The organism is Paraburkholderia sp. EB58 (assembly GCF_050436665.1).
In the GTDB taxonomy this organism is placed as follows: Bacteria; Pseudomonadota; Gammaproteobacteria; order Burkholderiales; family Burkholderiaceae; genus Paraburkholderia.
Genome location: NZ_JBNDMQ010000063.1, coordinates 13,911 through 27,326, shown reverse-complemented (window position 1 = coordinate 27,326; position 13,416 = coordinate 13,911). Strand labels below are relative to the sequence as shown.

General features: G+C 59.9%; 9 protein-coding genes and 1 pseudogene. 3 read left to right on the top strand and 7 right to left on the bottom strand.

Going from position 1 to position 13,416, the window contains the following annotated elements; genetic code table 11:
- Together P3T40_RS43060 and P3T40_RS43055 are read right to left on the bottom strand one after the other, a co-directional pair.
- A pseudogene (locus tag P3T40_RS43060) lies at nucleotides 1–130 on the bottom strand (DNA-binding response regulator); the annotation flags it as partial.
- 318 nt (nucleotides 131–448) lie between these two features.
- The gene (locus tag P3T40_RS43055; RefSeq protein ID WP_429273763.1) at nucleotides 449–1,621 is read right to left on the bottom strand and encodes a porin; all 1,173 of its coding nucleotides are present in this window, start codon (nucleotides 1,619–1,621) and stop codon (nucleotides 449–451) included.
- 370 nt (nucleotides 1,622–1,991) lie between these two features.
- Between P3T40_RS43055 and P3T40_RS43050 the strand changes: the two genes are divergently transcribed.
- Together P3T40_RS43050 and P3T40_RS43045 are read left to right on the top strand one after the other, a co-directional pair.
- Nucleotides 1,992–3,008 (top strand): YncE family protein, encoded by a 1,017-nt coding sequence (locus tag P3T40_RS43050; RefSeq protein WP_429273762.1) that lies wholly within the window; start codon nucleotides 1,992–1,994, stop codon nucleotides 3,006–3,008.
- Nucleotides 3,009–3,016: 8 nt separating this feature from the next.
- Nucleotides 3,017–3,985, top strand: a complete 969-nt coding sequence (locus P3T40_RS43045; RefSeq protein WP_429273761.1) for a sterol desaturase family protein — start codon at nucleotides 3,017–3,019, stop codon at nucleotides 3,983–3,985.
- Between the two features lie 107 nt (nucleotides 3,986–4,092).
- Here P3T40_RS43045 and P3T40_RS43040 read toward each other — a convergent pair whose 3' ends face one another.
- The 4 genes from P3T40_RS43040 to P3T40_RS43025 form a co-directional block, all read right to left on the bottom strand.
- Nucleotides 4,093–4,395, bottom strand: coding sequence for a putative quinol monooxygenase (locus P3T40_RS43040; RefSeq protein ID WP_429273760.1), 303 nt, complete (start codon nucleotides 4,393–4,395; stop codon nucleotides 4,093–4,095).
- A gap of 144 nt (nucleotides 4,396–4,539) precedes the next feature.
- Entirely contained in the window at nucleotides 4,540–6,054 is a 1,515-nt protein-coding gene (locus tag P3T40_RS43035) for an efflux transporter outer membrane subunit (protein ID WP_429273759.1), read from the bottom strand.
- Complete coding sequence (locus tag P3T40_RS43030) at nucleotides 6,054–7,340, bottom strand: efflux RND transporter periplasmic adaptor subunit (RefSeq protein WP_429273758.1); 1,287 nt, start codon at nucleotides 7,338–7,340, stop codon at nucleotides 6,054–6,056. Before P3T40_RS43030 ends, P3T40_RS43035 begins: the two co-directional genes overlap by 1 nt.
- Nucleotides 7,337–10,516, bottom strand: a complete 3,180-nt coding sequence (locus P3T40_RS43025) for an efflux RND transporter permease subunit (protein WP_429273757.1) — start codon at nucleotides 10,514–10,516, stop codon at nucleotides 7,337–7,339. The genes P3T40_RS43030 and P3T40_RS43025 overlap by 4 nt, the downstream gene beginning before the upstream one ends.
- A 496-nt stretch (nucleotides 10,517–11,012) precedes the next feature.
- On the opposite strand from P3T40_RS43025, the gene P3T40_RS43020 reads away from it, so the two are divergent.
- On the top strand, nucleotides 11,013–11,417 hold the full coding sequence (locus tag P3T40_RS43020; RefSeq protein ID WP_429273756.1) for a cupin domain-containing protein: 405 nt from the start codon (nucleotides 11,013–11,015) through the stop codon (nucleotides 11,415–11,417).
- Nucleotides 11,418–11,461: 44 nt separating this feature from the next.
- Here the strand turns inward: P3T40_RS43020 and P3T40_RS43015 are convergent, their stop codons facing one another.
- Nucleotides 11,462–13,393, bottom strand: coding sequence for a hybrid sensor histidine kinase/response regulator (locus P3T40_RS43015; protein ID WP_429273755.1), 1,932 nt, complete (start codon nucleotides 13,391–13,393; stop codon nucleotides 11,462–11,464).
- Between the last annotated feature and the right edge of the window lie 23 nt (nucleotides 13,394–13,416).

Sequence of the window (13,416 nt, the reverse complement as noted above, 5' to 3'; positions counted from 1 at the left end):
CGCTGATCGCCCGTACCATGCCCTCGTGACCGCTATCCACCCAGTCGACCGTGTAGCCGCGACTCTGCAGTTCGCGAACGATCTCATTGCCGGTGATCTCGTCATCTTCAATCGTCAGCACGCGCGACATGTTCATTTCGCGCGCCCTCGGATGGTTTTTCGTCTTACGATTTGAGGTTCCATGATTCAGACTTTGCTTTGTGGACTGAGGGGAGTAAGCAGTGAGCGTAAGGTCGATGTAGACCGAAGCGCACCGGCACCGCTCGCAGACTCAATACAAGAGGAAAAAGGCCGACCGTCAGACGGTCGGCGAAGGGTTCCAGCATGTCCGAGGGGCACGTCACCGGAACCGGAGACAGGGGTAAGAGTAGTGCCGTCCCGTACTGCACGAGGAGCACACATCTGAGGCCAGGTACGAAGTACAGTTGCGTTTGGCGAGGGCGGTGCTTCAGAACGAGTGACGCATGCCTGCCACGAACAGCAGCTGTCGATTATTGGCAGAGGGAGTCACGTTGAACATGGATGCATTGAATGCCGTGTTCCCGCCGCCGCCGCTGACTGTCTGATAGAGACTCTCCACGTAGATGTCTGTGCGACGGCTTAGCCGGTAGTCGGCCTGCACGATCCCTTCATGCCACTTCGGAGTGAGATTTGCCGTTGATGATTCGAAGCGGCCATTTGTATACGTGTACGCCGCGGCAAGGCTGAGCGCGCGCGTAACGAAATATCTGCCGTTGATCTCGAAGTTGTCGAACGTGAGCGCGTCGCCAACAAGCGGCACGAGATTGCCTCCCTGCCAGACGCTGTTGACATCTCTCGTCGCCGAATGGGTCCATACCAATCCGACATCCGCTGCGCCAAACTTGTATTTCCCGCCAAGGCCCCAGATTTGTTCGCGGCCACCCGAGATTGTGGAATCTCCGTCGGCGGTAGTGACCGCGCCGCTTGCATTGTAGTTCGCGGCGCCGGCTGAGCGATTGATCTGCAAATAACTCGCGACGAGCGAAACGGGCCCGTTGTCGTATTTCGCCCCCATACTGTAGGCGCTGTTATTCGAGAACTGACCAGCGTCGTTCGAAAAGCCATACATGGTACCCACCGTCAAGCCACGGTAAGTGGGGCTTTCATATCTCACCGAGTTCTGGATGCTCTGATGTCTGATCATGTCGTCATTATCAAACGGGTGTGATGCAAGATTCCCGCCCCAACCTCGACCTTCGGCGCTCAAGGTAGAGAGCCACTGAGACATGAAGCTGTACTGCCGCCCAAGGGTTATCGTTCCGTAGTTTTGCGACGCGAGGCCAACGTACGCCTGGCGTCCGAACAGCACGCCGGAATTGCTAAGCTTGCCGTTGGCACTCGAAAACCCGTCCTCAAGACGGAAAATCGCAGAGACTCCGTCGCCCAGGTCTTCAGTTCCCTGCAAGCCCCAACGCGAAGCGTGGGTACCGCCGCTATCCATTTCGACCCCGGGGCTACCTTGCCCTGGTTTGCCGGTGGCCATGTTATTTCCATAGATCACGGCCGTATCGATAACGCCATACAACGTAACGCTGCTCTGTGCGTAGCTCTCGCCAGAAAACAAGGCGAGAGCTGCCGTGGCAATTATCAGTTTTTTCATTTCACTCCTCAGGACGCCCCGTAGCGCAGTAGGTTGATTGGTCGAATGACCTCGCTGGTCCGTCGAAATATCTGCTCGGATATAACGACGCCGAAACGATCCGTCACACCAGATCTCTCGGGCCGAATCTTAAATTCATGAAGGGGAAAAGTAGCGGTGCAGTCGCAGGCTCGTGCAAGGAGTACAGTTCGGATCAAGGCGTGGTAAGGCTAAAGCGGGGTACGTGCCGCATTACAAATGAAACCTGGTGCCAGGTTACGAATGAAACATAGGAAAGCAGAATATTGAAACAGAGCCATGCGAGAATTCATCATGCATCCCGTGGAGTCCACCCCGCAGATGCCCGCTGAATTTCGAAGCACATACTTCCATGAAGCTCTCACGTCGCACACTGCTTGGTCATAGTCTCGCCATTCCGCTCAGTATCAGTCTCTCTCCCTTTCTCGCGCTTCGCCCAGGTGTCGCAAGCGCTGAGACATCCGCCCTGGCAATCGTCATGAATTCCGGCGAGGCCAGCGTGTCGGTCATCGACATGGCATCACGTAAAGTAGTCCGTACCTTGCCTACGCTGCGCGAACCCAGTCACTGGGCACTGTCGCCGGATCGCAGCAAGCTCTACATCGCTGACGCCAGTGGTAATGCGCTGTTCATCGTCGATCCGCATACGGGTACCGCTATTGGCCATAAAGTCATTGCCGATCCCTACCAACTCGGCTTTACGCCGGATCACAAGTATCTCGTCGTGAATGCCCTCCGGCTCGATTACGTGGACATCTATCGTGCTGACGACCTGACTTTGGTGAAGCGCTTCACGGCGGGTTCAATGCCAAGCCATCTCGACTTTTCGCCGGATGCACGCTGGAGCTTTAGTTCCATGCAGGAATCCGACACCCTTGTTTCGTTCGACCTGACCAACATGACGATACGGTGGAAGTCGAAAGTCGGCTCCGCCCCCGCGGGCGTGCTCTGGCACAACGGCAAGGTATTGGTTTGCGTGATGGGCAGCGATCATGTGGCGCAGATCGATCCTGCTACCGGAGAGGTACTGAGGCGTATCAAAACCGGGATCGGGCCACACAATGTTTTTGTCACACCGGATGGCTCTGCGCTCTATGTGACCAATCGGATCGGTGGTTCGCTGGTGGCACTCGATCCTGTCACGTATGCACTGCGCCGTACCTATCCCTTCCGCGCTGCTGGACCCGACGACATCAGCATTGGACCGGATGGCAAGATCTGGGTCTCACTGCGCTTTCACCAACAGGTCGCGGTGCTGGATCCGGTCAGCGGCGACTACGAGACCATCGATGTTGGCCGTTCTCCTCACGGTATCTTCCTTAGCACTCAAATGCGCCGCCCCGGTCTGATCACCGCCGAAACTTTGTAAAGCACATCATGCTTGTATTTCTCGACAGGTTGTTTAGCGCGATTGCCGGTGAAATCGATCAGTATCTGGTCCTGCCACTGCTGTACCACTTCGGCTGGATGGAATGGGAAGAACTGTCCTTCGATTGGGCGCTGGTGTGCGTCTACGGATTGTTCGCGGTGGTGGTCACCTACGCGATATGCTGGCCACTGGAGGCATTTTTTCCGATTGAACGCTGGGACAATCGCAAAGCGGTGTTAGTCGACGCGTTTTATACGATCATCAACCGCGTCGGCGTGTTGCCTGTTGTCAGCTTCCTCGTGTTCTACGAGGCGCAGGTGGTGGTGAACAGTTTTGTGGTTGCCCACGGGTATATCCCGCCGACTCTGGAGATGCTCGTGCCGCCACTTCTCGGGCACCAGGTCATCACATTCATCGTGTACGCGCTGATTCTCGATTGCGCGGATTACTGGCGTCACCGGCTGTCCCATTCGTTCCGTAGCTGGTACGCGCTGCATGCTCTGCATCACGCGCAGCGCCAGATGAGTTTCTGGTCTGACGATCGCAATCATCTGCTGGATGATCTGATCGCCGCACTGTGGTTCGGTGTCGTTGGCCTGGCGATTGGAATTCCGCCGCTGCAATTTCCGCTGCTGTTCCTCTTCACGCGCTTTATCGAAAGCTTGAGCCACGCCAATGTCAAACTGTCCTTTGGCTGGCTTGGCGACAGGCTGCTCGTCTCGCCGCGCTTTCACCGGTTGCATCACGGTCTGCGCGCGGCCGGCCGAAACTCGTGCAACTACGGCGCTGTGTTCCCGATCTGGGACATTCTGTTTCGTACGGCGGATTTCTCGGATGAGTATGCGCCGACGGGAGACCGGCGCGCGCCGGAATCGATGGCGAGCGGCGGGTACATCGCCCAGCAAATGGGTGGCTTGCAATTCTTCCTCTCAGAGTTCCGGCAATCGTCCGCTAAACGCGCACGCCGCAACTCTTGACGCTCTTGCCGCCGCCCACTGCACCGACGAGCCCTTCGGCTGGCTGTAGTGGGCGGCTCCGCATCTGAACGAACGCACGTTCAATGCTCAGCGCCGGAACTGCACGCTCAATCGTCGATCAGCGCTTCGAGCACCGTCACGTCGAGCGGATAGGCGAGCAGCGGTGTCAGTTCGCGAACCAGCGTCTTGAAGTGCTCGGTGTCCTTGTGGAGGTCGAGCGCGGCGCGGCTTGTCCAGCGTTCGAAGAAGACGAAGCGGTCAGCGCAATCAAGGTCGCGGTGCGGCGTATAAAGCAGGCAGCCCGTCTCGGCGCGACTCGGCGCCACGCAACGCAACAGTACTTGCTGGATCGCATCGGCAGTGCCGGCTTTTCCTTGAACGACTGCAACCACACGGATTTCGGATGACATACGGTGTTCTCCTTGGTAAAGCGCACGATTTAGCGCCACATTTTTGAACCGTGCCCGACGCATAAGTCGGGCACGAAATTGACGATGGCGTGACGCACCTATACCAGGTGCTTCACGCCAATCAAAGTCGATTAGATCCCGTCTTCAATCGGGTTCGCTAACATCACCAGGCGAGTGGTGAAGTGCAAGCGGGTTAAACGGAATGGTCTGTTTTTCGGTTGGCAGATCCGCCGTGCTCCAGCCGCCGCCTACTGCACCGATCAACCCAACCGCTGCCTGTAACTGGCGGCTGCGCACCTGAACCGTCGCAAGCTCGCTGCTCAGCGCGGCGGCCTGCGCGACCGTCACATTGAGGTAGTTATCCAGACCGTTGGTATAAAGACGCAGCGCGAGGTCCTGTACCTTGAGCGCGGACGTGAGCGCAGCTTGTTGCTGGCTATATTCCGAGCCAAGCTTGTTAGTCAGCACGAGCTGGTCTTCGACCTCGCGAAACGCCTGCAGCACGGTCGAGCGGTAATTGTCCCCGGCCTGCGCGAACGCGGACCGGCTTTGCTGTTCCTCGGCGCGGCGCAATCCACCTTCGAACAGTGGCAGCACGCCCGATGCACCGATCGACCAGAGGCTGTTGGACAGGGCACCAAGGCCGCCGAAGGCATCATTCTCGAATCCTGCGTTGGCACTCAACTGGATGTTCGGATAGAACGCTGCGCGCGCAATGCCGATTGCTGCGTTTTCCGCCGCCATTTGCCGCTCGGACTGTGCAATGTCCGGGCGCCGTTGCAGCAGCGCGGACGGAACGCCGGCCGGAATCGCGGGAATCGCCCGTCGTGCCAGGTCTTCTGGGGGCAGGCTGAAGGTCGACGGATTCTCGCCGGCGAGCACGGCGATAGCGTGCTCGAGTACGGCTCGCTGCGCCTCGATGTCGGTATCCGCCGCCTGTGCCGTGGATAGCTGGTCTTGAGCACGCTCGACGTCCATACCTGCCGCAATCTTCCCGGAATAGCGTAGCTGCGTGATCTTCAGTGCGTCGCCGTAATAGCCAAGCGTTTTCGTATAGACGGCATGCTCCGAGTCGAGCGCGCGCAGCGCCATATAGTCATTGGCCAGTTCGACTTCGAGACTCAAGCGCGCCGATGCGACCATCGCGGCGGTGGCCTGGGCGTTGAACTTTGCGTAGTTCGTCCGATTGCGGATCTCGCCCCAGAAGTCCGGCTCCCATGACAAGGCCGCCCCGTAGCCGACCGACGCTTCCTGATTCAGCCCGCTTCCGGCGACGCGGAACAATCGATCTTCCGACTGGCGGTTCTCCGTTGCAAAGGTCTGGGCGCTCAACTGCGGAAACAGCTGCGAGCGAGCCTCGCCCACAATGTCGCGTGCCTGCGTATAAGTCTCTTCGGCGGCCTGAAGATCGGGGTTGGCCGTGTTCAGGCTTGCTTCGAGACCATCGAGCTTTTCATCGCCGAACATCTTCCACCAGTCACCCTGCTCGAGCTGGGCTTCCGGATTGGCGAGTCCGAACGGTCCCGATCCCTTGTAACTGGCCGGCAGCAGCATGTGCGGAGCCTGATAGGTCGGCGCAAGGCTACACCCGGCGAGCGTCACGAACAGAGTCAGGAGCGTGGCGCCCGCAAGGCGCCGGGGAGCTTTGAAGTCACGCATCATTTCGGCTCGCTCTCGGCAACGGCGACTTTGTCTTGCTGATCCCCGCCTGGATGCGCCGACTCAGATACTGAGGTTGGGACCGCCGTTTGCGGCGCGACTCCCGGTACACCGTTGACGATTTGCACTTTCTCTCCCTCGAGCGTGCCCGCCGAAGGATTGACCAGGAAGCGGTCGGTGGGGTGCAGGCCTGTGAGCACCTGAACGTTCTGACCGAGATTCAGCCCGAGCTTGACGTCTTGCAGATGCACCCTGTTGTCGGAGTCGACGATCGCCAGTTGCATGCCCTGGTCGCGGAACAACAACGCCTGTTCGGGCACGACAAGCACGTTGTGGTCCGTCGGCACCACGAACTTAACAGTCGCATAGCTGCCCGGCCAGAGCAGATGATCCGGATTTTGAGCCACCAGTTCCGCGACGACGGTGCGCGTCTGCGGGTTGAATGCGTTAGCGGTGGTCAGGAGCGTCGCCTTGAACTCGCGGCCCGGATACTGGGCCAGCGTGAAGGTCGCCTGGAGGCCCGGCTTCAGCATGTCCGCGTAGTCCTGCGGCACGCCAACGAAGAGCCGCATCTCGTGGATGTCCGCTACCGAAAACATCTCATCGGCCGTGCCGGCTCCCCGCGCACTGACATCGCCGCCTGCGGCATTGACGTAATTGCCGATGTCGGTATCGCGCGAGGTGACGACGCCGTCGAACGGTGCCACGATATTCTTGAACTGTTCCAGCGCGCCATAACGCGCGACCTCGTGGTCTGCTGCTACCACCTGGGCCTTCATCGCCGCAGCAGCGGCGACCTTGACGTCCACCTCTTCCTGCGACACGGCTTCCGTGCCCGCCAGTGACTTCCAGCGCTGTGCCGTCACGTCGGCCAGCGTGCTGTTGGTTTTCGCCACCTGGAGATCGGCGGCCGCCGTCTGGTACTGCTGGTCGACGGTCGGCGCGTCGATCGTGGCGAGCACCGTACCGGCCTTCACGAACGCGCCATAGTCCACGTACCACTTGTGCACGTAGCCGCTGACCTGAGCATAGATCGGCGCGGTGTACCAGGCCTTGATATTGCCGGGCAGCGTGATCGCTCGCGTGGCCGGGCCTGGGGTCGGCATCATGACCTGCACCTGCGGGACAGACTCGTCGTCGGAGAGTGTCTTGAGATCCGTGACATTGTCGTGGCGTTCGACGATGCCGTGGACGACCAGACCCCCAAGGACAACAGCGGCGATCAGAGCGAACAATTTAGGTCGAATTCGGCGCGTGTCAGCGACTTCGCGATTTACTACGTTCATAGATGAGACTCCGTGGCGTTTTTGTCGTTGCGATGCATCAGGGCGAATACGCAGGGAACGAAGAGCAGGGTGGCAAAGGTCGCGACCAGAAGTCCACCAATGACGGCTCGTCCAAGCGGTGCGTTTTGCGTATTGCTCATGGACATGGGCAGCATCCCGATGATCATGGCGGTCGCGGTCATCAGAACCGGGCGGATCCGGGCGTAGCCGGCTTCGATGGCGGCGGTGATGGCATCACCGTGTTCCGCGAGGCGCTCACGTGCATAGGACACCACAAGGATCGAGTTGGCCGTTGCCGTGCCCATGCACATGATCGCGCCGGTGAGCGCCGGCACTGAGCCGTTCGTATGCGTGAGAAAGAGGCTCCAGACAATGCCGGCAATCGCGCCAGGCAGCGCCGTGATGATGATGAACGGGTCCAGCCAGGACTGGAAATTCACGACGATCACGAGATAGACCAGCAGGATGGAAAGCGCCAGTCCCTCCAGAAGTTGCGTGTAGGCGCTGCTCATCGTCGTTGCCTGGCCGCGCACGTGCACGCTGGCGCCATGCGGGACCTGCGCATTCATCTCCTTGATAACCTCCTGAACCTGATCGTAGACGGCACCGAGGTCGCGCCCCTGGTTGCTGACGAAGATATCGATCGACGGCATGATGTTGTAGTGGGAGACGAGGAGCGGCGTGCCCGTTTGCGTCACGGTGCCGAGTGCGCCAAGCAACTGCGAGTGCTGGCCGCCTGGATCGCCGTTGCCCGTGTCGATCGGAATTGTCTCGAGGTCGTTCATCGACGTGAGCTGGTCTTGCGGCGTCTGCATGTTGACGAGGTGCGAGACGCCCGTGGTCGTGTCGAGCCAGTACGTCGGCGCCGTCTGGCCGCTGCCGGATAGCGTCGCAAGCGCGTTATTCGCGATGTTGGCTTCGGACAGATTCATACCGGAAGCCAGCGAACGATCCGCGGCAACCTTGATCGTCGGTTCGTTGAACGCCTGTTCAATGTTGACGTCGGCAGCACCGGGAATCTGGCGGATACGTGCCGCGAGCTGCTGCGCGTAAGCCATGTTCGCCGCTTGTGCGCGCCCCGAGACCTGTACGTCGATCGGTGCGGGCAGGCCGAAGTTCAGGATCTTGGCGGTAATGTCACCGGGCAGGAAGCTGAACACGGTGCCGGGAAAGAGCTTCGGCAGTTCGCGGCGCAGCTTGAGCCGGTAATCGTCCACCGGCGATTGCTCATTCTTCAGGGTGATGCTGATGTCGCAATCCTGCGGGCCGATCGTGCCGTCCGAGGTATACGCCAGGTTAATGCTGCTCGAGGGCAAGCCGCAGTTGTCGACCACATTGTTGACCTGGCCCGGCAGAAGCTTCCTGATTTCGCCATTCACGAGCACGGAGATCTTCGATGCATCTTCGAGTCGCATGCCGATCGGCGCCCGTATGTGCATATCGATTTCGCCGGACTTGATGCTCGGGAAGAAGTCGCGACCGAGGAAAGCCAGCAGCCCCATCGACGCGATCGCGAAGCCGAGAAAGCCCATGATAAAGCGCTTGCGATTGAGCACGGCGGCGGTTAGCACCCCACGGTATCCCTCGCGAAACTGCGTGAATTTGCGCTCGAAGCCTCGCTGAAAACGGGTGAAGAAGCCCGCATTGGCGTCAAGTTCATGCCCATGACCGTGCCCATGCCCATGCGATTTCACCTGGCCGCGCAGCAGCCAGGCGGCCATGGTCGGCACCAGCGTGCGCGAGAGGACAAACGAAGCAAGCATCGCGTAGATGATGGCTTCGGCGAGCGGCCGGAACAGATACCCTGAGATACCGTCCAGCTGGAACAACGGCAGCCAGACGATACAGATGCACAGCGTTGCGACCAGCGTTGGCACAACGATCTGGTTTGCCGCCGTAATAATGCCCTCCTCCAGCTCGACACCTGTCTCGAGGTGAGAGTCGATGTTCTCGATCATCACGGTCGCGTCGTCGACCAGAATACCGACCGCGAGCGCCAGGCCGCCCAGTGTCATGACATTGATCGTCTGGCCGGTGTAGTGCAGTACCAGGATCGAGGTCAGGATGGCAAGCGGAATAGACGTCGCCACGATCAGCGTCGAACGCCAGCTGCCGAGAAAGAGCAGCACGATCGCCCCGGTCAACAGCGCTGCGGTGATCATTTCCTGAACCACCTCGAGCACCGAGTCGCGCACAAAACCCGAGGCATCGTTAAGCGGTGTGATCTTCACGCCCGCCGGCAAGGTCCGGATCACGCCGGGCAATGCCTTCTTGATGCCTGCCACCACGGAGAGTGTCGATGCGTTACCGCTCTTGTAAATCTGGATCAGCACCGACTGTCTGCCTTTCACCAGAACCGCGTTGGTCTGCGGCGGCGCGCCGCGGTGCACGTAGGCGACGTCGTGCAGATAGACCGTCGCACCGTTCACCGTCTTGATCGGCATGTTGTTGAACGTGTCCACCTGGAGAGGCGTCGAATTTGTCTGGACCATGTAGTCAAGGCCGCCGATCTTCTGGTCGCCAGCCGGCAGCACCACGTTTTGCGCGCTGAGCGCCGCCGCCACGTCGGAGGCCGAGAGACCGTGCGCAAGTAGCTTCGCCTGGTCCAGATCGATTTCGACGTTGAGGGACGTGCCGCCGTATGGATTCGGAATCGAGACGCCCGGAACCGACACCAGTTGCGGGCGGATCAGGTTGGATGCCATGTCGTACACCTGCGCGGACGTCATGTTCGACGCGGAGACCTGCAGGTCCAGCACTGGGACCGAGGACGCGTTGTAGACCAGAATTTGCGGCGGCGTGATGCCGGCCGGCATTTGCTTCAGCACGGTCTGCGAGACTGCGGTGACCTGAGCCTGGGCAGCGGCGATGTCAGTGCCAGGCTGAAAGAAGACCTTCACCACGCCAGCACCGTACAGAGACTCGCTCTCGATGTGCTCGACGTTGGCCACTGTCGCGGTCAGGGCGCGCTCGTAGTAATAGACCACACGGCCGGACATATCCTGCGGGGACAGTCCGTTGTAGTTCCACACGACCGCGACCACCGGAATACGGATGCCGGGAAAGATGTCCGTCGGCGTCTTCAAGACAGCCATGGTGCCGAACAGGATGATGAGGATGCTCATCACCACAAAGGTGAGAGGGCGCCGCAGGGCAACCAGAACAATGGCGTTCATGTAAAAGTGTCTATGTCGGGTGAGGCATTGCTTCGGCACCTGTGGCCCTGCGTGGACCGACGAGGCGTGTGAACATGGCCCCATGATCGGGGACACGCGTCGACAGGACAATTCGCTCGAATTAAGCTTTATTTAGTTTGGAAGGGATTCGCTGGGCTGCGAGCGCGAACCGTCCGTGGATGGCGGGCGTGGAGCGGCGAAAGCCGATAGAAAGTGCGTCATTCGGACGCAATTGATGCATCGCCTGGTCACAGGGTGCGCTGCATGTGGCCATTGCAGCGATTTAGCGCTAGATCGGCCAGCTCTCATTGTGCAAATGTGTTTTGCGGAACGGGAGCGTTCTGCCGTCAATCGTCTAGTGGCACGATCGTTTTATTCCCGTTGAAAACGACGAGTCCATGACACGATCGTCCAAATGGCAACCCGATGGCGGCGCTGAAGGATCGCACAGCCCAGCGAATTCCATGAGCTGTCGTTAAATGATGTGGAGAACGAATTGTTCAATTTCTTTGATATTAACGAAATCATCAATCGATTTCCTGACACGGCGGACAGCACGATCGTCGACACGTACCTGACCGACGAACCCTCCGCCAGCTCAAGACTGTTTCGTGTCTATTACCCGATTCCTCGTCACTACCACGAAACGTGCGAAGAGCATCTCTACCTTCTGACCGGAAAGGTGAGCTTTGCGATCGAGAACGAGGCGCCTCGCGTCCTGACGGCGGGGCAGCTCGTTACCTTTGAGCGGAACACGGTGCACGCGATAACGGAAGTACTGGAATCACCCGCAGTCTTCTTTACCGTCGACGCGCCGCGCCGTGTGCCGACAGACGTCGTGTACGTGAATCCGGACGACGCGAAGATCCGGCCGTTTGTGACTCACCTGGAAGATCTTTAAGCCGTGACGGCGGTGGGCGGGTCACATGATCGCCGTGTCCCACTTCACGACGGCGTATTCGGGAAGCGGCTCGCGATCACACGCTGTATCTCGTCCGCCGATACCGGCTTGACCAGGTGATGGTCAAAACCTGCTTCCTGAGATCGTAGACGGTCAGCAGCCTGGCCGTAGCCCGTGACGGCGACTAACAGCGCGTTGGCTGTATGGGCCAGCTTGCGCATCTCGCGGGCCAGTTGAAAGCCGTCCATGCCGGGCAGGCCGAGATCGAGCAGGACAATTTCAGGCTCGAATTGCGCCGCGACTTCAAGCGCCTGCTTGCCTTCGTGCGCGACGCGCACATCATAGCCGTCCGCTTCGAGAACCATCGCCAGTAACGTCGCCGCGTCGACGCTATCGTCCACCAGCAGAAGGCGCAACGCCGGTCCTGGGTCGCGCGGGGCCACAACCGCAGCGGCAGCAGCCGCGGCCGGAGCCGGCTCGGCAATCTGTACCGCGCGCGCGAGCGGCAAGCTCACAATGAACTCGCTGCCGTGCCCCGGGCCGCCCGAGAATGCCTCGAGTTGCCCGCCATGCAGTTCAACCAGCGTCCGCGCGAGCGGCAGGCCAATACCAAGGCCGCCTTCGGAGCGTTCAAGCGAATTCTGTGATTGGACGAACAGCTCGAAGATAACCGGAATCGTCTCGGCACTCATGCCAACACCGTTGTCGCGAACGGCAATCTGGACGACCTCATCTGACTCGCGGACGTCGATCAGAATCTCGCCGCCCTGCGGCGTATATTTCACTGCATTCGAAAGGATATTGCCGAGCACTTGCGCAATCCGTACGCCATCGCCGATGACGTAGAGCGAGTCGTCCGGCATCTCGGTCTTGAGCGTATGGGCTTTTTTGTCTAGCGCCGGTGCGACCGTTTCGATTGCTGCTTCGATGGCTGCGGCGAGGCTCACGTTCTCTTGCCGCAGCGTGATTTTCCCTTGCGTAATACGCGCCACGTCGAGCAGATCGTCGACGAGGCGACTCAGATGCCTCACCTGGCGTCCGATCACCGCGCGCATTGTTTCGAAGTCCTGAGGTGCAGGCGCACGGCTTGGATCGAGCAACTCAATCGCATTGCGGATCGGTGCCAGCGGATTGCGCAGTTCATGCGCAAGCATGGCGAGAAACTCGTCCTTGCGGCGATCCGCATCGCGCAGCATCATCTCGTTGGCCTTGCGCTCGGAGATGTCATTGACGATCCCTGCCAGCCGGTAGATCCGATCACGCGTATCGCGGACCGTAAAGGCCCGCTCGGCGACCCAGCGAGTGTCGCCGTCGGGACGAACGATCCGGTACTCGATCTCGTATGGCGTGCCGCCGGCGAGCGCCCGATACGCCGTCTCGACTGCGGCCTCGTCTTCGGCGTGAATGTGACCCGCCCAGTGGCCTGAACCTGGGACCGGCGCAGGCGCCGCATCGCCCCACAAACGACGGTAGGCCGGGCTCACGTACAGCAATTGGTCTGTCGATGGGTCGAGCATCCAGAACACATCGTCGATGTTTTCCGCCATCTGCCGAAAGCGCTCTTCGCTTTCGCGCAGTGCGCCTTCTGCGCGGCGCACGCGCAGCAGCGCGCGGACATGGGCAATCAGCTCGGCGGGTTCGATCGGTTCAATCAGGTAACTATCCGCGCCGCCGTCGAGCCCTCTGATCCTGTCGATGCTCTGCACCGCAGCCGCGGAGGTTTGCAGCACCAGAATGCCTGCCGTCTCCGGCGTCGCCTTGATCTGCCGGCACACTTCGAATCCGTTGATGTCGGGCAGCTTGACGTCGAGCAGAATCAAGTCGGGCAACGAGTCGCGCGCGCGTTCAAGCGCTTCGGTACCGTTGGCGGCTTCGATCACGACAAAGCCAGCGCGCGACAAAATACGACTCTTCGCGTACCGCGCGCCGTCGTTGTCGTCAACGTTGAGTATGAGATTGGCGGTCGCGTCGCTCATGGAAGATTCGTGTCCGTGGGCCG

What these genes read in the sequence shown, in the direction of transcription:
- P3T40_RS43055 (WP_429273763.1), bottom strand. Translation starts at nt 1,621, where the DNA reads ATGAAAAAACTGATAATTGCCACGGCAGCTCTCGCCTTGTTTTCTGGC.
- P3T40_RS43050 (WP_429273762.1), top strand. Translation starts at nt 1,992, where the DNA reads ATGAAGCTCTCACGTCGCACACTGCTTGGTCATAGTCTCGCCATTCCG.
- P3T40_RS43045 (WP_429273761.1), top strand. Translation starts at nt 3,017, where the DNA reads ATGCTTGTATTTCTCGACAGGTTGTTTAGCGCGATTGCCGGTGAAATC.
- P3T40_RS43040 (WP_429273760.1), bottom strand. Translation starts at nt 4,395, where the DNA reads ATGTCATCCGAAATCCGTGTGGTTGCAGTCGTTCAAGGAAAAGCCGGC.
- P3T40_RS43035 (WP_429273759.1), bottom strand. Translation starts at nt 6,054, where the DNA reads ATGCGTGACTTCAAAGCTCCCCGGCGCCTTGCGGGCGCCACGCTCCTG.
- P3T40_RS43030 (WP_429273758.1), bottom strand. Translation starts at nt 7,340, where the DNA reads ATGAACGTAGTAAATCGCGAAGTCGCTGACACGCGCCGAATTCGACCT.
- P3T40_RS43025 (WP_429273757.1), bottom strand. Translation starts at nt 10,516, where the DNA reads ATGAACGCCATTGTTCTGGTTGCCCTGCGGCGCCCTCTCACCTTTGTG.
- P3T40_RS43015 (WP_429273755.1), bottom strand. Translation starts at nt 13,393, where the DNA reads ATGAGCGACGCGACCGCCAATCTCATACTCAACGTTGACGACAACGAC.